This window comes from Williamsia sp. z34 (assembly GCF_059553395.1).
In genome coordinates this window covers 1-23,610 of record NZ_JCANWW010000001.1, presented here as the reverse complement: position 1 = coordinate 23,610, position 23,610 = coordinate 1, and the positions used below count along the sequence as shown (strand labels likewise).

At 65.5% G+C, this 23,610-nt stretch carries 26 protein-coding genes; 6 read left to right on the top strand and 20 right to left on the bottom strand.

Going from position 1 to position 23,610, the window contains the following annotated elements; translation table 11 throughout:
- Positions 1 to 133: 133 nt before the first annotated feature.
- The 5 genes from hpf to mtrA form a co-directional block, all read right to left on the bottom strand.
- Entirely contained in the window at positions 134 to 793 is a 660-nt protein-coding gene (gene hpf / locus AC51GT_RS00130; RefSeq protein WP_496324074.1) for a ribosome hibernation-promoting factor, HPF/YfiA family, read from the bottom strand.
- 403 nt (positions 794 to 1,196) lie between these two features.
- Complete coding sequence (locus tag AC51GT_RS00125; protein ID WP_496327485.1) at positions 1,197 to 1,880, bottom strand: ComF family protein; 684 nt, start codon at positions 1,878 to 1,880, stop codon at positions 1,197 to 1,199.
- A 121-nt stretch (positions 1,881 to 2,001) separates the two neighbouring features.
- A complete protein-coding gene (gene lpqB, locus AC51GT_RS00120; RefSeq protein WP_496323374.1) occupies positions 2,002 to 3,774 on the bottom strand; it encodes an MtrAB system accessory lipoprotein LpqB in 1,773 nt (590 codons plus the stop codon).
- A 49-nt stretch (positions 3,775 to 3,823) separates the two neighbouring features.
- Positions 3,824 to 5,467, bottom strand: coding sequence for an MtrAB system histidine kinase MtrB (gene mtrB / locus AC51GT_RS00115; RefSeq protein WP_496323373.1), 1,644 nt, complete (start codon positions 5,465 to 5,467; stop codon positions 3,824 to 3,826).
- Positions 5,464 to 6,141: an MtrAB system response regulator MtrA gene (gene mtrA / locus AC51GT_RS00110; RefSeq protein WP_496323372.1), complete on the bottom strand. Its 678-nt coding sequence runs from the start codon at positions 6,139 to 6,141 to the stop codon at positions 5,464 to 5,466. The genes mtrB and mtrA overlap by 4 nt, the downstream gene beginning before the upstream one ends.
- A gap of 103 nt (positions 6,142 to 6,244) precedes the next feature.
- Here mtrA and AC51GT_RS00105 point away from each other — a divergent pair, with 103 nt between their 5' ends.
- From AC51GT_RS00105 to AC51GT_RS00090, 4 genes are all read left to right on the top strand, one after another.
- Positions 6,245 to 6,880: a dTMP kinase gene (locus tag AC51GT_RS00105; RefSeq protein ID WP_496327484.1), complete on the top strand. Its 636-nt coding sequence runs from the start codon at positions 6,245 to 6,247 to the stop codon at positions 6,878 to 6,880.
- Between the two features lie 119 nt (positions 6,881 to 6,999).
- Positions 7,000 to 7,515, top strand: a complete 516-nt coding sequence (locus tag AC51GT_RS00100; protein WP_496327483.1) for a nuclear transport factor 2 family protein — start codon at positions 7,000 to 7,002, stop codon at positions 7,513 to 7,515.
- Positions 7,516 to 7,699: 184 nt separating this feature from the next.
- Positions 7,700 to 8,404: an Rv0361 family membrane protein gene (locus AC51GT_RS00095; protein ID WP_496327482.1), complete on the top strand. Its 705-nt coding sequence runs from the start codon at positions 7,700 to 7,702 to the stop codon at positions 8,402 to 8,404.
- Positions 8,405 to 8,447: 43 nt separating this feature from the next.
- A complete protein-coding gene (locus AC51GT_RS00090) occupies positions 8,448 to 9,167 on the top strand; it encodes a hypothetical protein (RefSeq protein WP_496327481.1) in 720 nt (239 codons plus the stop codon).
- A gap of 91 nt (positions 9,168 to 9,258) precedes the next feature.
- Here AC51GT_RS00090 and ahcY read toward each other — a convergent pair whose 3' ends face one another.
- The 15 genes from ahcY to AC51GT_RS00015 form a co-directional block, all read right to left on the bottom strand.
- Positions 9,259 to 10,734 carry an adenosylhomocysteinase gene (gene ahcY, locus AC51GT_RS00085; RefSeq protein WP_496327480.1) on the bottom strand — a complete coding sequence of 492 codons (1,476 nt, stop codon included), beginning with the start codon at positions 10,732 to 10,734 and terminating at the stop codon, positions 9,259 to 9,261.
- A gap of 40 nt (positions 10,735 to 10,774) precedes the next feature.
- Positions 10,775 to 11,434, bottom strand: coding sequence for a TetR/AcrR family transcriptional regulator (locus AC51GT_RS00080; RefSeq protein WP_496327479.1), 660 nt, complete (start codon positions 11,432 to 11,434; stop codon positions 10,775 to 10,777).
- A 35-nt stretch (positions 11,435 to 11,469) separates the two neighbouring features.
- Entirely contained in the window at positions 11,470 to 11,649 is a 180-nt protein-coding gene (locus tag AC51GT_RS00075) for a rubredoxin (protein ID WP_496323365.1), read from the bottom strand.
- Positions 11,646 to 11,816, bottom strand: coding sequence for a rubredoxin (locus tag AC51GT_RS00070; RefSeq protein WP_496323364.1), 171 nt, complete (start codon positions 11,814 to 11,816; stop codon positions 11,646 to 11,648). The genes AC51GT_RS00075 and AC51GT_RS00070 overlap by 4 nt, the downstream gene beginning before the upstream one ends.
- The gene (locus AC51GT_RS00065; protein WP_496327478.1) at positions 11,813 to 13,063 is read right to left on the bottom strand and encodes an alkane 1-monooxygenase; all 1,251 of its coding nucleotides are present in this window, start codon (positions 13,061 to 13,063) and stop codon (positions 11,813 to 11,815) included. Before AC51GT_RS00065 ends, AC51GT_RS00070 begins: the two co-directional genes overlap by 4 nt.
- A 194-nt stretch (positions 13,064 to 13,257) precedes the next feature.
- Positions 13,258 to 14,799, bottom strand: coding sequence for an APC family permease (locus AC51GT_RS00060; protein WP_496327477.1), 1,542 nt, complete (start codon positions 14,797 to 14,799; stop codon positions 13,258 to 13,260).
- A gap of 229 nt (positions 14,800 to 15,028) precedes the next feature.
- On the bottom strand, positions 15,029 to 15,313 hold the full coding sequence (locus AC51GT_RS00055) for a WXG100 family type VII secretion target (protein WP_496323361.1): 285 nt from the start codon (positions 15,311 to 15,313) through the stop codon (positions 15,029 to 15,031).
- Between the two features lie 40 nt (positions 15,314 to 15,353).
- Positions 15,354 to 15,689 (bottom strand): WXG100 family type VII secretion target, encoded by a 336-nt coding sequence (locus AC51GT_RS00050; RefSeq protein WP_496327476.1) that lies wholly within the window; start codon positions 15,687 to 15,689, stop codon positions 15,354 to 15,356.
- Positions 15,690 to 15,804: 115 nt separating this feature from the next.
- Entirely contained in the window at positions 15,805 to 16,647 is an 843-nt protein-coding gene (locus AC51GT_RS00045; protein ID WP_496327475.1) for an ESX secretion-associated protein EspG, read from the bottom strand.
- 5 nt (positions 16,648 to 16,652) lie between these two features.
- The gene (locus AC51GT_RS00040; RefSeq protein WP_496327474.1) at positions 16,653 to 17,687 is read right to left on the bottom strand and encodes a PPE domain-containing protein; all 1,035 of its coding nucleotides are present in this window, start codon (positions 17,685 to 17,687) and stop codon (positions 16,653 to 16,655) included.
- Between the two features lie 16 nt (positions 17,688 to 17,703).
- Positions 17,704 to 18,009, bottom strand: a complete 306-nt coding sequence (locus tag AC51GT_RS00035; protein WP_496327473.1) for a PE family protein — start codon at positions 18,007 to 18,009, stop codon at positions 17,704 to 17,706.
- Between the two features lie 19 nt (positions 18,010 to 18,028).
- Entirely contained in the window at positions 18,029 to 19,378 is a 1,350-nt protein-coding gene (locus tag AC51GT_RS00030; protein ID WP_496327472.1) for a hypothetical protein, read from the bottom strand.
- Between the two features lie 19 nt (positions 19,379 to 19,397).
- A complete protein-coding gene (locus tag AC51GT_RS00025) occupies positions 19,398 to 19,715 on the bottom strand; it encodes a hypothetical protein (protein ID WP_496323356.1) in 318 nt (105 codons plus the stop codon).
- A 149-nt stretch (positions 19,716 to 19,864) separates the two neighbouring features.
- Positions 19,865 to 20,185 (bottom strand): YbaB/EbfC family nucleoid-associated protein, encoded by a 321-nt coding sequence (locus AC51GT_RS00020; RefSeq protein ID WP_496323355.1) that lies wholly within the window; start codon positions 20,183 to 20,185, stop codon positions 19,865 to 19,867.
- Complete coding sequence (locus AC51GT_RS00015) at positions 20,182 to 20,493, bottom strand: hypothetical protein (RefSeq protein ID WP_496323354.1); 312 nt, start codon at positions 20,491 to 20,493, stop codon at positions 20,182 to 20,184. The genes AC51GT_RS00020 and AC51GT_RS00015 overlap by 4 nt, the downstream gene beginning before the upstream one ends.
- A 236-nt stretch (positions 20,494 to 20,729) precedes the next feature.
- On the opposite strand from AC51GT_RS00015, the gene AC51GT_RS00010 reads away from it, so the two are divergent.
- Together AC51GT_RS00010 and AC51GT_RS00005 are read left to right on the top strand one after the other, a co-directional pair.
- Complete coding sequence (locus AC51GT_RS00010; protein WP_496327471.1) at positions 20,730 to 22,262, top strand: MinD/ParA family ATP-binding protein; 1,533 nt, start codon at positions 20,730 to 20,732, stop codon at positions 22,260 to 22,262.
- Between the two features lie 272 nt (positions 22,263 to 22,534).
- Complete coding sequence (locus AC51GT_RS00005; protein WP_496323328.1) at positions 22,535 to 23,590, top strand: IS110 family RNA-guided transposase; 1,056 nt, start codon at positions 22,535 to 22,537, stop codon at positions 23,588 to 23,590.
- Positions 23,591 to 23,610 lie beyond the last annotated feature (20 nt).

Below are 23,610 nucleotides of genomic sequence, written 5' to 3'. Positions count from 1 at the left end.
ATGGTAGCGAGCGCCTCGGCCACCTGACTCACGCGAGGCGAATCAGAGCATTCCGTCACGCTTTCAGAGCAGGTGATCCGGGCCCGCCCCGCGGTGCTTTCGGTGAGGTGGATCAGGCCCCCACCGCCGAGCTTCAGGAGGACAGGCGGATCAAGCCGTAGTCGAACGCATGCCTGCGGTAGACGACGGTCGGCTTGTCGGTCTCCTTGTCGTGGAAGAGAAAGAAGTCGTGCCCGACCAGTTCCATTTCATAGAGCGCGTCATCGACCGTCATCGGCACGGCGGGGTGCTCCTTGACGCGGACGACCTGTCCTGGACCGGCTACCTCGGGATTCTCCGCGGCCCAGCGGTCTTCCTCGCTCTGTTGCTCCGAGGCCTGGCCGTTCAGCGTCGGATCGGACGCAGCGGTCGCCTCGGCGACGGATATGGGTGTTCGCAGTCCGTGGTGGACCTTGCGACGGTCCTTGGTCCGGCGAAGCCGCGACTGGAGTTTCGCAAGCGCGGCATCGAGCGCGGCGTAGAAGTTGTCTGCGCAGGCCTCGCCTCGCACCACCGGGCCTTTGCCCACTGCGGTGATCTCGAGCCGCTGACAGATCTTGGACTGACGGCGATTTCGCTCGTGGTGAAGTTCGACGTCAAACCGGAAGATCGTCGGATCGAACCGTTCCACACGGGACAACTTGTCCATCACGTGTATGCGGAAGTGGTCGGGGATTTCGACGTTGCGGCCGCTGACCTGTACTTCGGCGTCAGGGCGGGACAGTTCATCGGACGAATCGGTTCGGACGTATATGCCCGGATCAAATGGGTCGGTTCGGGTGTCGGGACTCGTGCTGGAATCTGTGCTTTCGCCAGATTCGGAAACGGCTACTTTGCCGACGCTTGTCGTCACTTGCGATACCTCCTGGATCGGTGAACTAGAGATCCCGGCCACCGGCAGCGCATGCGCTCAGGCAACCGGTCTTTGAGTTGGGCTCTCACCTCCCCCCGGCCACCAATTGCTTCGGCAACCTTTGTACGGCTAACTGACGCACCTTCGACCGTAGTCCTCCGGCCACTTGTTCGCCACATATCGACCCCCGACCATTCATCGGCGTGTTGACCGCTTGATCCGGTTCGACCGCTTTGTGTCGACCCGAATGGCTTTGGCCACCAATTTGTTTCGGCGGTCATGTCCGGCAACGACCACGTGCGACTCACGCCGCGGCGACCACGAGGACGAGGTGCACCTCGACCCCGGCGCGACGCAGGACCGCCACGGACCCGGACGCGGTCGCGCCCGTCGTCAGCACGTCGTCGAGCAGGACAACCGCGGCGCCCTCAGTGCGCGCCGCCATGGTGTGCGGATCGACGCCCCGACGGAGCCTGATCGCGCCGGCCAGGTTGTCACCTCGCTGCCCCGCCGACAGGCGCGCCGAGTCACGCGCCCACATCGACGTGACGAGCGCCGGCATCACCGCGGTGCCACCACCGAGCGCCCCTGCGGTGGCAACGGCGATCGCCGTCACCGGGTCGCCGCCGCGCCGACGGGCCGACATCGATCGGGTCGGCGCCGGGATCAGCACCAGGCGATCGGCGCCAGGTAGTTCCGACCAGCGGTCGAGGCAGAGCAGGGCGGCGGCCACGGCCCGGCCCAACGGGACGGATAGGTCACTGCGACCACGCTCCTTGAACTCGAGAATCGCCTGTCGGCGCACGCCGGTGTACCGGCCAAGCGCGTACGCGGGAACCGACAGGGCGACACGGGTCCGGACCTCGATCGGAGCATCGGAGATCTGGCCGGCGCACGCCCGGCACCACCGGGTCCCCGGTCTGGCGCATCCGCCGCAGTGCAACGGGACCACCAGATCCACCAGGGCCGGCCACACACGCTCGACCATGGTCGGAGATGATGCCCGCACCGGAGATCGGCCGCCGATGCGCGATGGCCGCCTGCCGCGGATTCATCCACAGTCCACGGCGCGATCCACAGGTGCGCCGGGGGGGTTCCTGACGCAGGATCTAGTGCGGCAGAACGGGTATCGCGGACGTACCCATCGTCGGGGCGACTTCGCTCCAGTACTGGTCGGGCTCGTCGCTGGTGCCGCCGAGTCGCAGAATGCCGCGACTGTCGGCCGCATAAATCGTCGACGGACTGGCCACCACCGCCGTCACCGGCGGGGTGAGGTTGCCGCTGGGCAACGCTCCCGGTGGCATCCCGTCGATCCGCAGCTGCACCACCGGGCCTTCGGCCGAGCTGCGTCCGACCACCAGCATCTCGCTGCTCAGCCAATCCAGCGACACCGCACCTACGATGTTCAGGGCCGCGGCGCCGAGCGGGTTGGACAACAGCAACCGTCCGTCGGTGCGGTCCTCGATGATCGCGAGCACCACCTGCCCGCCGACGATCAACGCCGCACGGGCGCCGTCCTGCGAGACCTGCAATTCGGTGATCGGGCCCTGCGCCACCGCCCGGATCGCCGACGAATCCACTTCCCGTTCGGTGACCTGGCTGTTGCCCGACATCTGCGTGACCTGAGTGACCCGGGTGTCGTCGACCACCGCCCACACCGTCTGGGAGTCGCCGGCAAACGACGGCCGCGTGATCTTGCCGCCCTCGATGACCGGGGTCACCCCGGCACCGTAGTCACCGATCGAGAGCGCCAACGCCGGCGCCGGACCCGGCGCGGGGTTCTGCGACACCGCCGCCACCCGGCCACCGTCCGCCGAGAGATCCGCCGAGACGAGATTGCGGGTCTCGCCCAGCGTGCCGGGAACCGGGGTCAGCGCGTTGTCGGCGACCACCTGCAACGAACCGCCCTCGACGACGTGCAGACCGACCGGGCTGGTCGGCGGATTCGGATTGAGTGACTCCACATCGGTGGTCTGCCATCCGCCCGCGTGACGTTCGTTCAGCGGTGCACCATCGGCGTCGATCACGTACGGGCCGCTGATGTCGGCGTCGCTGAGTGTCCAGATGATCTGCGCTGCCAAGCGGTTGCGTTCGGCACCGCCGAGGCCACTGAGGCCCACCAGATCGATCCGGATACCGCCGCCGCTGAGCGGTTCGATCGACCCGCGCAACGACGACCGGGCCGGGAACTCGTTGATGACCGCACCGCGTAGATCGTCGACGGGTCCGGCGATCAGCAAACCGATCAGCTGGTCGGCCAACTGGTCCCCGCCGGTGTAGAACCAGCGCGGATCGACGACCAGATGCTGGTCGTCGTAACTCGGGTAGTAGAGCGCGTGTGGCCGATACGACAGCTCGAACTGCTCGCGGTCCATCAGGACACCGGCAGGCAACGGCCCGTTGATCCGCCATTCGCCGTCGACCCGCGTCAGCGACAACTGGATCTCGATGCGACCCGAACTCGGGATCAGCTGACCGCTCGGTTGCAGTTCGCCGGTGTCCTCCCCGTTGACGCGGACCGTGATCGTGTCGTCGGTGCGCTTGTCGCTCAGGACGTTGATCTCGTCGAGCAACAGGGCCCCACCCTGGTCGTCCCAGGAGTCCGAGGCGTCCTGCGTCAGGAACTGCCGGGCCGCGAGGTGACCCGACCCCGGCTGCGCGGACGCCTTGAGGAAGCTCCGGACCAGCGACTCGGGGTCCATCCCGGGGCTCGGGGTCGGGATGTTGGTGCTCAGTGGCGTGCGTTCGAGCGAACCGAGCGGTTGCGGGCTGGAGTTGTTCGGGATCGACACGCAGGCCGACAGCAGGGCGACCAGGATCACCGCCACCACACCGGCGCACAGTCTTGCCCGACCGGCGCGGTGACGGGCCACACCACTCATCGACACCCCACCTCGCCTTGTTCCTCCGGCTGCCACATCTGGCTGAACCTCACTCATCGGTGGGCCCCGGATCGCGTGGTGCGCGGCGAGAGCCCGGCGGTTTGAGCGGCAATGGACTCCCCAAGACTTTGTGTCCGCGGACCAGGGGCAGGGTCAACCGGAAGCACGCGCCCTTACCCGGCTCGCCCCACGCCTCGAGACGGCCCTGGTGCAGCCGCGCGTCCTCGACGCTGATGGCCAGCCCCAGTCCGGTGCCGCCGGACCGACGGAACCGGGAGGGATCGGACCGCCAGAATCGGTTGAACACGAGCTTCTCCTCCCCCGGCCGCAGACCGATGCCACCGTCACGCACCGTGATCGCCACCGCGTCGCCGTCGGTTCGCATGGTCAGCGTCACCGGTTTCTGGTCGCCGTGATCGATGGCGTTGGCCAGCAGATTACGGAGGATCCGCTCGACACGACGCGGGTCGACCTCGGCGATGACCGGTTCGTCCGGGAGATCCAGGATCAGTTCGGTGTTGGTCTCCTCGGCCAGATGCCGAACGGTCTTCACCGCCGCATCGATCGGGATGGTCATGTTCAGGCGGTCGGCGGACAGCTCCGCGACACCGGCGTCGTGGCGGGAGATCTCCAGCAGTTCGCCGAGCAGGGTCTCGAACCGTTCGAGCTCCATGTCGAGCAACTCGACGGATCGTTTCAGTACCGGTTCGAGTTCCTCACGGCTCTCGAACAGGACGTCGGCGGCCATCCGGACCGTGGTCAGCGGCGTCCGGAGTTCGTGGGAGACGTCGGAGGTGAACTGCCGCTGCAATCCGCCGAACTCTTCGAGGTGGGAGATCTGTTTCGACAGGCTCTCGGCCATGTCGTTGAACGACATCGCCAACCGGGCCATGTCGTCCTCACCCCGCACCGGCATCCGTTCCTTGAGGCGGCCGTCGGCGAAACGAACCGCGATCCGCGACGCGGACCGGACCGGGATCACCACCTGGCGGGAGACCAGGATGGCGATGGCGGCCAGCAGACCGAGCAACACCATGAATCCGGTGAAGATCGTGCCCCGGACCAGGGAGACGGTGCTCTCCTCGTTGGTCAGCGGAAAGACCAGATAGAGCTCGAGGCCGGGGATGTCGGTATTGGTCGGGGTACCGATGATCAGCGCGGGATTCTGCTGTCCGTCAGACCCGGTGACCGACGAATACCGGTACGCCATCTGGCCACCCTGGACCATCTGGCGAAGGTTCTCGGGTATCTCACCGATCGGCCCGACACCGGTCGGACCGGTCGGACCCGAACTGGGCACCAGCAACACCGTGTCGAAGGTACCGACGACCCCGGAGCTGTCCCCGGAGTCGATACCCCGGTCGGTCAGGATGGATCGGGTCTGGCGCAGACGGTTGAGCAACGACGCATCGCTGTCGGCTCCCGAGAGATCACGCTCGACGGCCAGCCGGGTGCGTTCGAGTTCTTCAGTCGCGGCCTGGAGCTTGAGGTCGAGCAGGCGATCGGTGATCTGGCTGGTCAGCACGAAGGCCAGGATCAACACCACGACAAACGACAGCACGAGGGTCGACACGACCACCCGCAGCTGCAGCGATCGGCGCCACAGCTGACCGACGAACTTGCCGACCGAGCCCACCCGGCGCATCGCCGGTCCGAAGGTCCCGTTGATGCGACGCCGCGGGCGTCCGATCACGGCGGTCCGGCCTTGTAGCCGACCCCCCTCACGGTCAGGACGACCTCAGGGTTCTCCGGATCTGTTTCAACTTTGGCCCGTAGGCGCTGCACGTGCACGTTGACCAGCCTAGTGTCGGCCGGATGCCGGTAGCCCCACACCTGCTCGAGCAGCACGTCACGGGTGAAGACCTGCCGCGGTTTACGCGCCAGCGCCACGAGTAGGTCGAACTCGAGCGGGGTCAGGGAGATGGGCACACCGTCGCGGGTCACCTTGTGCGCGGGCACGTCGATCTCGATGGGACCGATGGACAGCAACTCGGCGGGTTCGTCCTCTGTGCGCCGCAACCGCGCGCGGACCCGGGCGACGAGCTCCTTGGGCTTGAACGGTTTGATCATGTAGTCGTCGGCGCCGGATTCGAGCCCGAGGACAACGTCCACGGTGTCGGACTTCGCCGTCAGCATCACGATCGGAACACCGGAATCCGCGCGCAACACCCGGCACACATCGATGCCGTTCATCCCGGGCAGCATCAGGTCGAGCAACACCAGATCGGGCCGGATCTCTCGGACCGCGGTGAGGGCCTGGGTGCCGTCGCCGACGACAAAAGGCTCGAACCCCTCTCCGCGCAACACGATGGTGAGCATCTCCGCCAATGCCGCATCATCGTCCACAACCAGAATCCTGGGTTTCATTGGCATATCGTGTCACCGAATCGTTGCAATGTGTGGTTGACGCGCCGATTTTCAACGGCCCGGCTGCGCCACACGACGTCCCCCGACGGTTAGGCTCGGTGGCGTGGGCGTATTGATAGCAGTTGAGGGCTTGGATGGCGCCGGTAAGAACACTCTGGTCACCGGTCTCGTAAACCGTTGGGCCACAGAGGGATATCGCGTGGCAACAATGACCTTCCCAAGGTATTCCGAATCAGTGACCGCCGACATCGCCGCGGAGGCATTGCACGGCGAACACGGTGATCTGCGATCCAGCGTCAACGCAATGGCGTTGCTGTTTGCGCTCGATCGCCGTGACGCCGATGCCGAGTTGCGGAAGTTGTTGTCCGCCAACGACGCAGTGATCCTCGACCGTTATGTTGCCTCCAACGCCGCATACAGCGCGGCACGACTCGGTCAAGGTGCCGACGGCGACGTGGTCGAATGGGTGAGCACTCTCGAGTTCGGGCGGTTCGGTCTGGCCGTGCCCGACCACCACCTGCTGCTCGACGTCCCCACCGAGCTCGCGATCGGCCGGGCGAAGTCCCGCGCCGAGGCCGACGTCTCCCGCACCAGGGACCACTACGAACGCGATCACGATCTGCAGGAACGTACCGCGCAGGTGTACCGCGGACTCGCCGAGCGAGGCTGGATGTCCCCGTGGTCACGCCAGGGTTCCGAACCCGACCCCACTCTGGCCGATCGGCTCATCTCCCTCTGAGATCCACCGGGTTTTGGTCACAACCCCATCAAGAGAGCGTAACGCTCACCGTGACGTGCGCGGTTAGACCATCACACCTCACTAACGTCAGGTGCAGTCACGTGGATGGGAGGTTTTTGATGATTCATCTCCCGATGCATGTCGGTCCCCACGGTGGCTCACACACCATCCCGCCGATACCCGTGCGTCCCACCGCCGCGATCGCGGCGGGTGTGCTGGTGGTCAACATCGCTCTTCTCTGGCTTGCCTTCGGTCTGCGCTCCGGCCCGACGACCGATGCCGAGAAGATCGAAGAACTCGTCCATCGACAGATCACCGCACTGAACGACCGCGACGTGGCCGCGCTGCAGCTCACCTACTGCGCCGAGAGCGGACCGATCGCCGCCCGGATCGTCGAGGGCCTCGGTCCCGCCGACGCCCGCAGCACGATCGCTGTCGCCCAGATAACCGACATTCGATTCATCGGTTCACCGCCGGCCGATCTGGCGACCGCGCACATCACCCTGACCGTCGTGGGCAATGAAAACGCGGCGTTGACCACCTCGCCGGGGGACCTCTCGTACTTCAAACGCGAGAAAACCGGCTGGAAGGTGTGCCGGCAGAACGATCTGCAACAGGTCACACGACATCTTTGATCGCCTGAGCACCCTCGCCGATACAGATGGCCGACGACCCCGGTACCACCCTCAGGGGGGCTCGGGATGCTGTTCGACCTGGGCCTTGCGCCGTAGAGTTCCAAGTCAGCAATCGTCCCGATGCACATGCGCCGATGTTGCCTGCCCGTGAATCCGTCTGCCCGTGATCCGACCGGAGGCCTCGATGACGCAACCACCCAGCGGTCCGTACGGATCCGGCGACGACCGGGACGACTCCGGTTGGGGCCGGGGGCCGGGCGACGGGGCGAATCAGCCCGGTCGCGGCGATCGATCTCCGTCCGAACCCACCTGGGGCGGGCAGGCATGGCCGGAACAGACGTGGGGTGCGACGCCGCCGCCGGCGGGATCGCCCGGATACGGTCCCCCACCGCAGGGTCCCAAACCACCGGGTAAGACACCGTGGATCGCCGGGATCGCAGCCGCCGCAGTGGTGGTTGTGGTGCTCGCGGTGGTGCTGTTCATGACCCTCGGTGGCGACGATGACAACGACCCGATCGTGGACCCCGGACCGCTGACCACGACGTCGTCGCAGTCGTCGGCCACAGCGGCCGAAGAACAGATCGAGGAATCGATCCGGACGTACACAACCGCTTTCACGGACGGCGATTGGGAGACCGCACTGTCGGTGACCTGCGGCGCCGAGCAGGACATCATCCGGGATCTCCAGTCGGACACCGATGTCGAATTGAACGGGATGAAGCTGAACTCGGTGACCGCCATCGAGGTCGACGGCATCACCGCGCAGGCCACGGTGTCCCTGACATACGTCGACCCGGCCGATCAGAGTCCGGTCGAGACCAGTCGCTTCACCTTCACCATGGAGAATCGATCCGGCACCTGGAAGATCTGCGACACCCGAGAGATCTGACCCACCAGGATCTACACCGCAAACCCCCCAGGGGAGGGAATTCTTGAGTTATCCGCCGACCGGCCCATCGGGGTGGGGCAGCCCCGACCCACGTCACGGTCCGCAGCCCAGGCAACCGCCGTATCAGCGATCGCAACCGCCGCATCCCCAACCGGGACCGTGGGGTCCGGGTCAGCGAGCCCAGCAGTGGACGCAGCCCGGTCCATCCGGGTCGTGGGGTGCACCGCCTCCCCCGCCGCCGAATCGGAACCCGACCGGGCTGATCATCGGCGCGCTTGTCGCTGTTGTCGTGGTCGTCGTCGGTGTGGTGATCTCGGTGGCCGTGCTGTCGAACTCCGGCAACACCGACGACGAGGTGGTGGCCGAAACCTCCACGGCCCCCTCGACCGCGAGCAGTCCCCGCGCGTCCGCGGACGAGGGTGACGTCCGGGCCGCCGCCGAGAAACGCGTCGAGTTGATCAACACCCAGGATGCGGTGGGCCTGCACCGGATGGCCTGCGAGGCCGACTCCCGCACAGAATCCACCGCCGGCTATCAGAGCCTGTTCGACGAGAACGGGCCGGTCTCGGCATCCATCGACGTCCGGGACGTGGTGGTCACCGGACCCGTCGGCACGGTCGCCGGTGTGATGTCGATCGATCGGGACAGCGGGGACGTCACGTGGCCGTTCAAGAAAGAGGACGGCGAGTGGCGGTTCTGCCCCAGCCTGTCCCAGAGTCCGTCGTCGGGCAGCGGTGGCGACGACGACATCATCACCGGCTGAACCACGACGCCAGAACGCACAACGGTGGGTACGGGCAAATGCCCGTACCCACCGTTGTCAGTTGTTCGCCGACCTCACGGCCGCAGATGTATCAGTAGCGGTAGTGCTCGGGCTTGTACGGGCCCTCGACGTCGACGCCGAGGTACTCCGCCTGCTCCTTGGTGAGCTTGGTCAGGGTGCCACCGAGCGCCTCGACGTGGATCTTGGCGACCTTCTCGTCGAGTGCCTTGGGCAGGCGGTAGACCTCGTTGTCGTACTCGTCTTTCTTGGTCCACAGCTCGATCTGGGCGATCACCTGGTTGGAGAAACTGTTGCTCATCACGAACGATGGGTGTCCGGTGGCGTTGCCCAGGTTCAGCAGACGTCCTTCCGACAGCACGATGATCGAACGGCCATTCGGGAAGATCCACTGATCGACCTGCGGCTTGATGTTGATCCGCTTGACCTCTTTCGACGACTCGAGGCCGGCCATGTCGATCTCGTTGTCGAAATGACCGATGTTGCCGAGGATCGCCTGGTGCTTCATCTGCTTCATGTGCTCGAAGGTGATGATGTCCTTGTTGCCGGTGGACGTGATGACGATGTCGGCATTGCCGATCGCCTCCTCGACGGTGACGACGTCATAGCCGTCCATCAGTGCCTGCAGTGCGTTGATCGGATCGATCTCGGTGACCTGCACACGTGCACCCTGGCCGGCCAACGACTCAGCACAACCCTTGCCGACGTCGCCGTAGCCGCAGATCAGGACCTTCTTGCCACCGATGAGTACGTCGGTGCCGCGGTTGATCCCGTCGATCAGCGAGTGACGGGTGCCGTACTTGTTGTCGAACTTGCTCTTGGTGACCGAGTCGTTGACGTTGATCGCCGGGAACACGAGTTCGCCGGCTGCGGCGAACTGGTACAGCCGGAGCACACCGGTGGTGGTCTCCTCGGTGACACCCTGGACCGATTCGGCGATCTTCGACCACTTGCTGTTGTCGGTCTCGAAACGCTCGCGCAGCAGCGAGAGGAACACCTTGTATTCGGCCGAGTCGTTCTCGTCGACCGGAGGCACGACGCCGGCCTTCTCGAACTGCGCGCCGCGCAGAACCAGCATGGTCGCGTCGCCACCGTCGTCGAGGATCATGTTGGCCGGTTCACCGGGCCAGGTGAGCATCTGCTCGGCGGCCCACCAGTACTCTTCGAGGCTCTCACCCTTCCAGGCGAAAACCGGCACACCCCTGGGCTCCTCGACGGTGCCGTGAGGTCCCACGACGATGGCCGCGGCGGCCTCGTCCTGGGTGGAGAAGATGTTGCACGACGCCCAGCGCACCTCGGCGCCGAGGGCCACCAGGGTCTCGATCAGCACCGCGGTCTGCACCGTCATGTGCAGCGAGCCCGAAATACGAGCACCCTTGAGCGGCAACACATCCGCATATTCCCGACGCAGCGCCATCAGACCCGGCATCTCGTGCTCGGCGAGCCCGATCTCCTTGCGTCCGTATTCGGCCAGCGAAAGATCCGCCACCTTGAAGTCGATGCCGTTGCGGCTGTCCGCGGTGAGCGGGCCGTTCTGGACCGATGTCATATACCACTCCTCAAAGTCCCACTGGATATTGCCTACCAGGCTAACCCCTGGACGAAGGAGCGCCACCCCCGGCCGCGGCATCGACAACCGGTCCGAAGATCTCGGCCAGATCATCGGCGACATCGCGATCGGTTTCCGGCGGCATCGAGACGTAGCTCAGCGCCATCCGGACCATTGCGCGAGCGATCCGTATCGCGGCCGCCTCGTCGGCTCCGACCCAGCTGTGCTGCAGGAGTTCGCTGATCCGACTGCTGGCCTGATCGATCAACGGCCCGGCATCGGTGGTGATCAGCCGCAGCAGATCCGGCTTCGCCTGCCCGGTCAGCAAGGACTGGATCAGCGGATCGGTGGCGACAGAGGCGAAGAAGTCCGAAAACCCCTCCGCCAGAGCGATTTTGACCTGACCCTCGCGAGCGGCGATGGCCTCTGAGATCAAATCCACCAACTCATCGGCCAAGCGGAGTGCATATGCCGTGGCGAGCCCCTGCCGAGAACCGAACTCGTTGTAGACGGTCTGCCGACTGACCCCCGCGGCAGCCCCAACGTCGGCCATCGTGACCGCCGACCAGTCCTTCGACCGCAACAACTCCCGCATTCCGTCGAGCAGGCTGCCCCGGAGTAGACGTTTGGTGGCCTGCGCGTACGGAACCGGCGAGCCCACGCCCACGGTGGCCGGCGCGGGTTCCGAAACCTCTGACATGTCGGCCAGGGTATCGGTCGCGCCGGCCACCGGGATCACGTGCGGGTCACTTCCTCCATATAGAAGTCCGACTTGGCCGCCCCACAATCCGGGCAACTCCAGTCGTCGGGAATGTCCTCCCAGCGCGTCCCCGGGGCGATCCCGTCCTCGGGCCAGCCCTTCTCCTCGTCGTATTCGAATCCGCACTGCATGCAGACGTACAACTTGAAGTTCATGACGACACCGCCTCCTCGAAGTCGATCTTCTCCCGGACGCCACAGTCGGGACATGGCCAGTCGTCCGGGATATCGGCCCACGCGGTCCCGGCGGGGAATCCTTCGCGCGGGGCACCGGTCGTCTCGTCGTAGACGAAGCTGCAGACCGGGCAACGGTATGCGCTCATTTCGCGGCGCCCTTCGCTTCGCCGAGCATCGACAGCCGGTGCGCGGCAAGTATGTTCTCGCGGCGGCGGGGCACGATGTTGGCCAACGACAGGTCGCCCTCATAGTGCTCGGTCACCCTGTGGTCCATCACCTTTCGCCACAGCGGCGGGAAGTAGGCCAGCGTGATCATGCTGGCATAACCGCTGGGCAGGTTGGGTGCGTCGTCGAAACTGCGCAGCACCTGGTAGCGGCGGGTCGGATTGGCGTGGTGATCGCTGTGCCGCTGCAGGTGGTACAGGAAGATGTTGGTGCAGATGTGATCCGAGTTCCAGCTGTGTTCCGGACGGGCACGCTCATATCGACCACTGGCCGTCTTCTGCCGCTGCAGTCCGTAGTGCTCGAGGTAGTTGACCGTCTCCAGCAGACCGAATCCGTACACCGCCTGGATCACCATGAACGGCAGGATCTGCCAGCCGAAGATCGCGGTCAGGATGCCCCAGCCGACCACCGACATCAGCCAGGCATTGAGCACGTCGTTGCGGATGTCCCAGACCGAGCGCTCCAACCGCCCCATGCGGGTGCGTTCGAGATTCCACGCCGACTTCAGACTCCCCCACACACTCCGTGGGAGGAATGCCCAGAAACTCTCGCCGTATTTGGCGCTGGCCGGGTCCTCCGGAGTGGCCACCCGCACGTGGTGACCGCGATTGTGCTCTATGTAGAAGTGTCCGTAAAAGGTCTGCGCCAGAGTGACCTTCGAGAGCCACCGTTCGAGCGAGTCCTTTTTGTGTCCGAGCTCGTGGGCGGTGTTGATACCGATTCCACCCATCACACCGACGGTCAGGGCGATGCCCAGCTTCGAGACCAGTCCCAGGCCACCATCGATTCCCAGCCAGCTCAGGTCGTTTGCGGTCCACAGGTAGCAGGCGAAGACCACGCTCGCGAGCTGGAAGGGGATGAACGCATAGGTGCAATAGCGGTAGTACTTGTCGTTCTCGAGCTCTTCCATCAATTCCTCGGGCGGGTTCTGCCCGTCGGGCCCGAAGAACAGGTCCAGGATCGGCAGCAGTCCGTAGACGAGCAGCGGACCGATCCACCACCAGACCGGCGCAACGGCGCCCGCGCCCAGCCAATTGAAGCCGGCCACCATTCCGGTCGCGAGAAACAGTGCCGTGGGCGGGATGAGACCGAGCAGCCACAGGTGCCGTTTCTTGTCGCGCCATTGCGCCACCGACTGTTCGTCGGTCGGCGATTCCGCAGTGCTCATCATCGTCCTCCTGGCTGATCTTCAAACTGGAACCTGGTTGTTGACACTACTGCGATCTACGTCACGTGTCTATACATAACAATGAATTTGTAAAGCGGCTGTGGAGCGACAAAACCCCGGTCCGGGAAGTCCCGGACCGGGGTCGTCGTCTGGAGAATTGGGTCAGCGGTCGCGAACGGGCGCCGCGTGACAACTCATTCCGGCGCGGTGCGGTCCTTGGCGGCACCGGCGCGGATTTCGTCGCCGACCTGATCGGGCATCTCGCCCCGGGCCCGCTTCCCGACCAGCGAATGGCGCTGGCTGTACAGGAAGTAGAAGGCGACACCGATCACCATCCAGACCAGGAATCGCAGCCAGGTCAGCGCCGACAGGTTCAGCATCAGCCACACGCAGGCAATGATCGCCAGGATCGGGATCACCGGCATCCAGGGAACCTTGAATCCACGTGGCAGATCCGGTCGGGTCTTCCGCAGCACAATGACACCGGCCGCGACGACCACGAACGCGAACAGCGTGCCCACATTGACCATTTCTTCCAGTTTGGTGATCGGGAAGAATGCGGCCACCACCGCGACGACCACACCCACCAGGATCTGGATTCGCGCCGGGGTCCCGAACCGGCTGGTCTTCGCAAACGACCGGGGCAACAGACCGTCTCGGGACATCGCGAACAGCACTCGCGACTGACCGAGCATCAGCACCATGACCACCGTGGTCAGACCGGCCAGAGCACCGATCGAAATCGCCTTCTCGGCCCAGGTCACGCCGTTCAGACCGAACGCGTACGCGAGGTTCTTGGGCTCCCCGTCGCCGGCGGACGTCGCCAGGTCCTTGTAACTGACCATGCCGGTGACAACGATCGTGACCAGGATGTAGAGCACCGTGACGATGGCCAATGAGCCGAGAATGCCTCGCGGGACGTCCTTTTTCGGGTTCTTGGTCTCCTCGGCAGTGGTTGCCACCACGTCGAATCCGATGAAGGCGAAGAAGACGATCGAGGCCGCGGCCAGGATGCCGTACCAACCGTAACTGGAGTCACCGCCGCCGGTCATGAGCGAGAACAGCGTCGACTCGACGGACCTGCCGCCGGACTCCGACGGCTGCGATTCCGGCACAAACGGCTTCCAGTTGTCGGTGTCGATGTAGAAGAAGCCGACAACGATCACCAACAGCACAACCGCGACCTTGACGGCCGTGACCACAGCACTGAACCGGGAGGACAACTTGGTGCCGATGACCAGCAACACCGTGATCGTGGCGACCACGACCAGCGCACCCCAGTCGACGTCGAGACCTGCGATTTCGGTTGTGCCACCGGAGAATCCGAAGACGGTGCCCAGATAACTCGACCAGCCCTTCGAGACAACGGCCGCACCGACCGCGAATTCGAGGATCAGATCCCAGCCCAGGATCCAGGCCAGGAACTCACCGAAGGTGGCGTAGCCGAAGGTGTAAGCAGATCCCGCCACCGGAACGGTCGAGGCGAACTCGGCGTAGCAGAGTGCAGCCAGCGCGCAGGCCACCGCAGCCATCACAAAGGACAGCGAGATGGCCGGCCCGGCCTTGTCCCCGGCCGTCGACGCGGTGATGGTGAAGATACCGGCGCCGATGACCACCGAGACACCGAAGATGGTCAGGTCCCACCAGGTCAAACTCTTTTTCAGCTGCGAACCGGGTTCTTCGGTGTCAGCCATCGATTGCTCCACGGATTTTGTCCGTGTCAGCGGATTGCCCATCACAGCTCCTCAAGTGACTTGCGTGCATTGCGGCGAATGCAGCCTGCCTGAGAAACTATCCGACCAACCCAGCCAACACTGGTTAATCCACCCGGGATGGCGCGATCAGTTTGTTTGCCTGGCGAAAGATGCAGGCCAGGGTGATCCTCCCGAACCCTCTGAAACGCCGAAACCCGCCGGTCCGTTCGTCCGGCGGGTTTCGGGGTCGACAGATCGCGGGCTGCGCGATCTAGCTGAAGTAGCCTGCGGTGCGCTTGTCGGCGCCCTGCATCGTCGATCCTGCTTCACGTACCTTCGTCGACAGGTTGTTCAGCAACAGACGGGAATCCGAGAAGCTCGTATCCCATCGCTGCTGCGCCACCGCGTAGGCCTCGGCACCCTGGGGTGATTCCCAGTTCGAGTGCAGCCGAACGACTTCGGACTTGAGCGTTCCGGCCAGTTCCTCGAGCTGTCTGAAATCGGAATCGAGCTGGGCCGAGAGCTCTTCGATCGCGGCAAAGTTGTACTTGATCATTGCGATGTGACCTTTCTGGTTGGTGGTGGAGGGCGCAGGCTCAGAGACTCAGACCGGATCCGCCACCCATGACGGAGCCGATGGTCCCCGCGAGGTCCTGGTCTTCGTTGTCGTAACCGGTGAAACCACTCTCCAACGACGCCTTCAATCCATCGAGAGCCACCTTGAGCGCAGCGCCTTCGGCCTGCCACGCCGCCGCCGCATCCTGGAATGCCTTGCTGGCAGTGCCCTGCCACATCGCTTGCGCGTCTTCGGCATTCTTGTTCAGGCGCTGCAAGACAACACCCATGTCCTCGATGATCTGTCCCACCGATTTGGTCGTGATCAGCGCGTCTGGGACGTCGAGTTTCAAGCCACTGTTACCGCCGTCGGTCATGGCGATCCCCCTTCTTGTGCGATTGCCGCGATATCGGATGATGTCCGCGGGTTCTGTAATCTGCTCCGGTACCACGCCGGCGTGTCGCCGGGTGGGCCCCCTCCGGTTGGCCGAATCACGGCAACCACCTCCGGGCCGGCAACGTCTCCATCAGGAGCGTGACGGCCTGGGAGATCCGATGACCGGTGCCCGGCGACAACGTCGACCAGACCCTGCCATCGGGAGACATACTGGGGCCGGCGACAATCCGGCCCCTGGCTGTGTCGTAGACCGCCACCGCGCCTTCCGAGCGCCGCAACCGCCCCGGGACACATTCGATGGCAACGATCTCCGTGTGCCCACAGCAGGCATCAAACGCAACGGCATAGGTCGCCGCGTCGGCCGACGCCACCCCCATCGCGTGCAGTGCATCTGCGTAGTCGGCTGCCGAATGCGCCCCATCGAGCCGGTTCTGCAGTTCACCGGCGGGCACACTGACCGACGAAACGCTCAACGGCACAGCATGCGTGGCGTCGGCGGGTTCGAGCAGACGGGCAACGAGCTGACCCACCTCCAGGTCGCTGCCGATCGCGATGTCGCGGAGCACCAGTCCGGATTCGGTCCTGGTCGCCAGCACATGGTGATCACCGCGCCGCGCAAGACAGATCCGGTCGGTGGAAGCTTCACGGTGACAGCGGATCTCGAGTACCACATCGGGTGCGGACAGGATGACCAGCGCCTCGGCCAGGGCCTCGGTGACACCCACCCCGGCAGCCGAGTGCGGGTCGTCGGACAGCCACCCGGCAGTGCTCAACTCCGCCGCTGCGGCGGCGCACGCATTCTCACGCTCATCGACGAACTCGTGGCGAGGTCCGCCGGCGAGTACCGCCGGCCACGTCTGAAGATCGAGAAGAACTGCCAGATAATCGATCTGGTCATCCGAGAGGTCGAACTCGCATTCCATCGGGGTTGCCCACATCGCGTTCACCCTTCGTGTTCCGTGGCGCCGAGTACAGCCGGCACCGACGTTGCGTGGGGCAGGTCGAGAGTTCCGCTCCGGTACCGCGGATCGGGATGATCGCCGAGGGCGACCGCGGCAGCGACCGGCACGTCATCAAAACTCTCGACGCCCGACGCGGATGCGGATGCAGGGTCGATGCCGGCCCCGGCATTGGCCGGGCTTCTCCGTGCGACGGAATCCCCACCCTGACCGGGAGCCCCGATCATGGGGGCCATCGGCGCCGCGGGGACAGACGGCCGGGCCCCTGCCGACGGCGACACCGGTTGCGCCGCCCCGGCCGAAGCCGACGACCCGGCCAGAATGGTGGTGGCAAAACGCGTCTGCCGGAGTGCACCGGAAACCGGCGCGTATCCACCGATACCACCAGGCACTGCCCCGGCCGCGGGTTCAGGATGAGCCGGGATCGCCCGGGCTGCCTGGCGAACCGCCTGTTCGGCAGCGAGCGCATCGGACGAGACGATCTCGGCCGGGCGCGGTGGCGACCACCCGCGGGCGACGGGTTCGGTGGCCGCTTCATAGCTTTCCATCACCCGTGCCGCACGTTGCTTCTGATCAAGGGCGGCACGTTCGGCGTCGGCTGCCACGCCGCCGATGGGGGCACCCGTCGCGGCCCCGACTGCCACGGCCGCGGTGTGGATGTCCTCGGTGATCTGCATTTCCGGCAGTCCCGGCATGCTGATCCTGGCCACTGTGGTGGCCGCAGCCTGCGCCCCCGCTCGAGCCGCGCTGTCCGCCGCGGACGCGGCGGCATCGGAGAACCAGTCGGCGAACGAAGCCAGCTTCCCGAAAGCCTCATCGCCCGCCACCGATTCCCAGGAGATGCCGAGCCTGGCCAGGATGCGAACGTAGTCGATTCCGGCATCGGTGAGCAGCGCCGAGACCTGCGTCCAGCCGAGCGCAGCAGCGATCAGCGGACCGTCACCGGCACCGGCGCACAGATCAGTTGCCAGCTGCTTGGCGGGGCGGGCCTGCCACACCACGTTCGTGAATCCGGTCATGATCGTGTCCCCGGCGTCAGAGCCGGAATGTCTCCTCGATGTTGTCCTCGGCTGTACCGAAATTGCGGGCCTGGGCACGAAGCACCGCAGCGATCTTGCGAAGCTCGTGCACGCCGGCCGCCGCCGTATCGGTGAACGTCTCGGCGACGGCACCGAATGTGGCGGCAGCGGTCGTCGAGACCTCGTCTCGACCGGCTGCCTGCACCACGAGAGTGGGGCGATGGACGGCCACACCCTGTTCCAGATCATTCGCCAACCGGTCGAGACCATCTGCGGCACGCAGTAATTCGCCCGCGTCGACGTTCAACTCTCCTGTGGACATCGTTTCCCCCATGTTCGCGTCAGGCTTGTAGATTGTGGTCGGGCTGATCACGGTCGGGCGGACCCAACCGCAGACGGACGTCCGGTGTCGGGGTCGCCTCCGGGGTCGGGGTTTCACCCAGGACTGCCGGGGCCACCGCCGGCATCTCGCCGATGATCCGGGTTCCGTTGAGCTCGGTGACGAGGTAGTCGGCCGCTTCGTGCTGATCATCAGACGCGCCGGCGCCCCGTCCGGCTCCCATCCCCGCCCCGCCCATCGGTGCCATCGGTCCGGTCATGCCTGCCGGGACCACCGTGTTCTGATTCCTGTTGACCGGTCCACCGCCTGACTCCGGAGCTGTTCCGCCGAGCAGTCCCGGCGTTGTCCGCGCGCTCAGCGGGCTCGGGCCGCTGCCTCCTCCGCCACCGCCGCCCCCTCCTGCGCCGCCGCCCCCACGGCCCGCGGCCATCGCACCACCGAGTGCGGCCGGCACGGTCTTGGCGTCATCGATGTCTTCGCCCTCGTATGCGGTTTGTAGTTGGGCCTGATGCGTTTTCATGAGTTCGGTCGCGGCCTTGGACGACATCGTGCCGAGCTGGCCGACACCCGTCAGCATCGGTTTGCCCACCGAGTCGAGCACCGTACTGGCGATCGAGAACGGGGATGCGCCCGCCGCGGGGGCACCTGTCACCGGGACCGGTTGTCCGGTCGCCATCATGTGTGTTGTCGGTGCCAGCAACTGTGCTCGGGTGGCCGCAACCACCGCGGTCGCCTCGGCCAGACCATCGGCGGCCGCAGCCAACGCAACGGCCTGTCCGGGTGGTGTCACGAGGAATGGCGCCGAGGCGGTGATGATGCCGACGGTTTTCGCGATGATCCCCTGGACCAGTCCGAGACCGACGCCAACGATCGCCGCAGCCCCTTGTGTGTCGGCCGACATCGTCGTGCCCTGCGTCGACAGGGCCGCGGTATCGGTGCCCGCCTGAACACCTTTGACGGTCGCCGCCGTGGCGGACTGCCCGCTCCACACCTGATCGAGAACCTTCAACGCACCCGAACCCATCGACATCGATGTGTCCAGAATCTGCGAGAGCGCCTCAAATATCATGGTGGGGTCGAAGTCACCGCCACCCAGATTGCCCGATCCGAAACCACCCAGCAGATCGGTCAGCGGTTTGAGCAGGAGGTCGAGATCCAGTGGCGGTAGTGGCGGCAGATCGGGCAAGGGCGGCATGCCCGGGAGAGCCGGCAGCCCGGGTAGGCCAAGGTCTTTGAGGACCTGGCTGACCGGGGTGTCGAGAATCGGCCCGAGCGGACTCGATTCGACCAGTTGCCGAATGGTGGGATCGAGCGGCGGTGGCGCGGCCGATGGCATCGTCGGAAAACTCACGTGGCTGGGCTGCCGGTGACTACAGCGCGGCCTGCACGGCGGCAAAACCTCGGCCGCTGCCATCGTCTGCCTCGGCGAGCTGGGCCGCCGTGGCGAACGCGGCTGCCGCACTGCCGGCGTGGACCGCGGCGAGTTGCCCGACCCCGAACAGATGACTTGCCTGCGCCTGGGCGAAGGCCAGCAGGAACTCTTGGCCGATCAACCCGAATACCGGCACCATCTGAGCGATGTTCGCGGCGGCGTTGATGGAACCGGCACTGGCAACCGCCGCCGACATCAATGCGGCCGTGTCGCCGTACGCCTCGATAGCCGCCGGTACCGCTGTGACCTCAGACATTTTTCCCCCGTTTGTTCGAAAACATGCGTACAGCCCCAAACCTCGGGTAGCCGACCCTGGCAACCCCGTCACTCCCCCGGTCCGACGATAGGACGCCTATCGCAGGGAGATGGTTCCCTCCGGTTGCGGAGAACCGGCCGACGACATGGTCATGTCGGCCGGCTGTTCACCAGATCGGCAAAAGATTCGTTGAATTCCGCGACGATCTCACCGCGGCGTGCAAATGCGCGGCCGGCCGCGACGCCGGCCGTCGTGACGATCAGATCCGAGAGCGGACCGGCCCCGAGGCGGGGAGCCGTTGGGGCCAACCACAATCCGGTGAGCTCGCCGACACCGTTCACTTCCGCGGTGACGTGGTCGCCTGGTGAGGTCTCGCGCGCCGAGACGGCGGCCAATCGTTCGTTGACCTCGCGCAACCGGTCGAGCTGAGTCCGGGCCCTGGCCTCGAGTTCATCCATCGCCGAGCTCATACCGACCTCATCCAGCTGCCCGGTGCGCCCGCAGCGACGTCGTCCTCGTATTCCGCCCGGGCCAGATCATCGGGCCGCGGCAGATTCATCTGTTCGATGATGTCCGCGCCGACCCCCGCAGCGCGCAACTCCTCCCGGCGCGCGACCCCGGCGTGCATCGCCGCCTGCCGACACAACCGGAGTATCTCGGCGGCGAGAACAGCCGGATCTTTGTGCAATTCGGCGGGTTCGATCCGTACAGAGAGCGGTAGGCCCTGTTCCGTCGTGACGACGGACAGGCCTCCGGTGCGAGATGCAGCAGTGGCCATGGTTCCCCCTCAAGAACTCCCCTTGGCGACAGATAGTACCCACAACTTGCGACACTGCGGGGTCGCAGCACCGGAGTCGACATCCGCTCCACCCGACCACGGGCGATCATGGTGGTCTATCATCGCCGTATTCGGGGGTGGCGGGGTGGTTCGATAAGGGAAACACCTGGGGCGTCAACCACTGGCAAGACCACCTGCAACCGGTCAGACGAAGTGCAACAACGGGGGGCTGTTCTGTGAGCTACAACAATGCCGACGTGCCGGCGGCACCACCGTGGCTTCAGACCGCGGCGGACGTCGACGTCGCATCTTTCGAGCGCCCGAATCAAACACCAACGGCGCCCACGTCTCCGGACACACCGCCGACGCCATCGGTCTCCGAGACACCGCCACCTCAGCGACCGGCACCACCCGAGGCTGCGACGCCACCGGAGAACGCACCGGACCCCGACAGGGCACCGGCGCACACCGGCCGTCACGGCCACGCCCCCGCTTCCTTCGACACCGAACCACCACAGCCCCCACCCACACCGGCGGCCACGGTCGGCCAACAGCATCCGGTCGAGCCGCAGTTCTGGGCCCCCGCTGCCGGAGGTCATCCGCCCCCGGCGCCGCATCAACAACCGCCCACACCCGGCCATCCGACCGGACCGGGCCCCTACGGGGGTACCAATCCGTACGGTGAATCGATTCCGCCCCAGGGCTTTCCGCCTGCCGGAATCCCACCGCAGGGCAACCAGATGCCACCGCCCGGATATTTCCCGGGTCAGCAGCCGATGCCCGCGCACCAGCAGTACGCCCCCGCGCAACCGCCGGCACCCGCACCGTCCAGCCTCGACGAGGTGGCACTGCTCCGGAAGGCCCGTCGCGCACCGGCCAGCGGATGGCGACGGACGGTACACAAGCTGTCGGCGGGGACCATCAATCCCGGCGAGTCGCCTGACGACCTGGTGTACAAGCAACTTCTCGAACGCGTGAATCAGCCCGTCCGCGGCGACTACCGAATCGCCGTCCTGTCCCTCAAGGGTGGCGTCGGAAAGACCACGGCCACAGTCGGTTTGGGCTCCACGTTCGCATCACTACGCGGCGATCGGGTCATCGCCGTCGACGCCAATCCCGACCTGGGCACTCTCGCGCAGCGCATTCCGCAGCAGACACGATCGACGGTTCGCGACCTGCTCGCCGATGAATCCATCTATCGCTACTCCGATGTCCGGGCACATACCTCGCAGGCGCCGAGTCGCCTGGAAGTCCTTGCATCCGAAAGGGATCCGGCCAAGGCCGAGGCGTTCAGCGAAGCGGACTACCGCGGCGTGATGACGGTGCTGCAGCGTTTCTACAACATCATCATCACCGATTGTGGAACCGGACTGAGCCATTCGGCGATGAACGGTGTGCTCGACATGGCCAACTCGCTGATCCTGGTCACCTCCCCCGCCATCGACGGGGCACGCAGCGCGGCAGCGACACTGGACTGGCTCGGTGCCCACGGATTCGGGCACCTGGTGTCGGGGGCGGTGGTGGTGCTGAGCTCGGCACGACCCGGCGCGTCGACCATCGACACCGATCAGCTCAGCGCCCACTTCCTCACCAGATGCCGTGCAGTACAGCAGATCCCGTTCGACGATCACCTCGCCGAGGGCGCTGAGGTCGATCTCGACCTCCTGGGCAAGGACACCCGTCGCGCACTGGTGGAGATGGCTGCGACCGTGGCCGATGATTTCCCGTCCACCACGATGCGACGCGGCGACCCGTACTACACATCCTGACCCCGCCCCCCGATGATGTGCCCTCAGTGTGACTCTTGTGTTGCCGCCTGAGCGGTGGTTGGGTCCTGGTCACCTGGTGTTTGGCTCTTGATGTGCCTGCCGGCATCGCATTGATGCGCATGTCTGGTCTTGCAAAAGTTATGCCAACACCAGGTGGGAAGGACCGGCCGATGTGGCTTGATAGGAGCGTGGCAACGCCCCCAACTGAGGATTGCCCACCGACCGGCCCAACCGTCCCTGGTCCCTGTTTCTGAAATCAGGAGGCAACCACCATGGTTGTAGTTGGAGTCGATGTACACAAGAGCTCACACACATTTGTTGCCGTCGATCCCGTCGGCAAAAAGCTAGGCCAACTCACCGCCCCGGCCACCACCGCCGGCCATCATGCCGCGATGCGATGGGCCCACACCCAGTTCGGTACCGACCTGCTCTGGGGCATCGAAGACTGCCGACAGATGTCGACCCGCCTCGAACGCGACCTACTCACCGCCGGCCAGACCGCCGTGCGGGTACCCACCAAAATGATGGCCCACACCCGTGCCTCGGCACGTACCCGCGGCAAATCAGATCCCATCGACGCTCTGGCCGTCGCGCGGGCAGTGCTGCGCGAACCGAACCTGCCCGCCGCCGGCGCCGACCCCCGATCCCGCGAGATACGTCTACTAGTCGATCGACGCGAAGTGTTTGTCGCACAACGCACCTCAACAATCAACCGACTGCTGTGGCGAGTCCATGAAATCAACCCCGCCTACGCCCCCAAACCACGCTCGCTGAGCATGCACAAACACCAACAGATCCTCGCCGCACAGCTGGCCACCGAGACCGGACTGCTGGCCGACATCGCCCGCGAAGAACTCGACGAGATCATCTCCCTGACCACCCGGATCAACACCACGGCCACCGAGATCGGCAAACGAGTCCGCGAACTGGTTCCCTCGCTACTACAGCTACCCGGCTGCGGGGAACTCACCGCAGCCAAAATCGTCGGCGAAACCGCCGGCATCGCCCGCTTCCACTCGGCCGACGCCTACGCCAACTACGCCGGCACCGCCCCCATCCCGGTCTGGTCCGGCAACACCGCCGGCCGCGTCCGGCTACCGCGCTGCGGCAACCGACAACTCACCACCGCCCTGCACCGCATCGCCCTGACCCAAACCCGACTCGAAGACAGCGACGGCTACACCTACTACCGCAAACGCCGCGCCGCCGGCGACTCCACCACCGCAGCCCTCCGAGCACTCCGACGCCGCCTGGTCCGCACCGTCTATCAACGCCTGATCACCGACACTGCGCCCCAACCACGAGCCATTCAGACCGCCGCCGCTTGACATAGGAGCAACTTTTGGCG

Bases quoted from the DNA above. Each gene is read 5' to 3' on its own strand.
- AC51GT_RS00100 (WP_496327483.1), top strand. From the start codon at position 7,000: ATGATTCATCTCCCGATGCATGTCGGTCCCCACGGTGGCTCACACACC.
- AC51GT_RS00040 (WP_496327474.1), bottom strand. From the start codon at position 17,687: ATGACCGGATTCACGAACGTGGTGTGGCAGGCCCGCCCCGCCAAGCAG.
- AC51GT_RS00060 (WP_496327477.1), bottom strand. From the start codon at position 14,799: ATGGGCAATCCGCTGACACGGACAAAATCCGTGGAGCAATCGATGGCT.
- AC51GT_RS00015 (WP_496323354.1), bottom strand. From the start codon at position 20,493: ATGGCCACTGCTGCATCTCGCACCGGAGGCCTGTCCGTCGTCACGACG.
- ahcY (WP_496327480.1), bottom strand. From the start codon at position 10,734: ATGACATCGGTCCAGAACGGCCCGCTCACCGCGGACAGCCGCAACGGC.
- AC51GT_RS00055 (WP_496323361.1), bottom strand. From the start codon at position 15,313: ATGATCAAGTACAACTTTGCCGCGATCGAAGAGCTCTCGGCCCAGCTC.
- AC51GT_RS00035 (WP_496327473.1), bottom strand. From the start codon at position 18,009: ATGTCCACAGGAGAGTTGAACGTCGACGCGGGCGAATTACTGCGTGCC.
- AC51GT_RS00045 (WP_496327475.1), bottom strand. From the start codon at position 16,647: ATGTGGGCAACCCCGATGGAATGCGAGTTCGACCTCTCGGATGACCAG.
- AC51GT_RS00075 (WP_496323365.1), bottom strand. From the start codon at position 11,649: ATGAACTTCAAGTTGTACGTCTGCATGCAGTGCGGATTCGAATACGAC.
- AC51GT_RS00005 (WP_496323328.1), top strand. From the start codon at position 22,535: ATGGTTGTAGTTGGAGTCGATGTACACAAGAGCTCACACACATTTGTT.
- AC51GT_RS00095 (WP_496327482.1), top strand. From the start codon at position 7,700: ATGACGCAACCACCCAGCGGTCCGTACGGATCCGGCGACGACCGGGAC.
- AC51GT_RS00080 (WP_496327479.1), bottom strand. From the start codon at position 11,434: ATGTCAGAGGTTTCGGAACCCGCGCCGGCCACCGTGGGCGTGGGCTCG.
- mtrA (WP_496323372.1), bottom strand. From the start codon at position 6,141: ATGAAACCCAGGATTCTGGTTGTGGACGATGATGCGGCATTGGCGGAG.
- AC51GT_RS00070 (WP_496323364.1), bottom strand. From the start codon at position 11,816: ATGAGCGCATACCGTTGCCCGGTCTGCAGCTTCGTCTACGACGAGACG.
- lpqB (WP_496323374.1), bottom strand. From the start codon at position 3,774: ATGAGTGGTGTGGCCCGTCACCGCGCCGGTCGGGCAAGACTGTGCGCC.
- AC51GT_RS00020 (WP_496323355.1), bottom strand. From the start codon at position 20,185: ATGAGCTCGGCGATGGATGAACTCGAGGCCAGGGCCCGGACTCAGCTC.
- AC51GT_RS00025 (WP_496323356.1), bottom strand. From the start codon at position 19,715: ATGTCTGAGGTCACAGCGGTACCGGCGGCTATCGAGGCGTACGGCGAC.
- AC51GT_RS00065 (WP_496327478.1), bottom strand. From the start codon at position 13,063: ATGAGCACTGCGGAATCGCCGACCGACGAACAGTCGGTGGCGCAATGG.
- AC51GT_RS00125 (WP_496327485.1), bottom strand. From the start codon at position 1,880: ATGGTCGAGCGTGTGTGGCCGGCCCTGGTGGATCTGGTGGTCCCGTTG.
- AC51GT_RS00050 (WP_496327476.1), bottom strand. From the start codon at position 15,689: ATGACCGACGGCGGTAACAGTGGCTTGAAACTCGACGTCCCAGACGCG.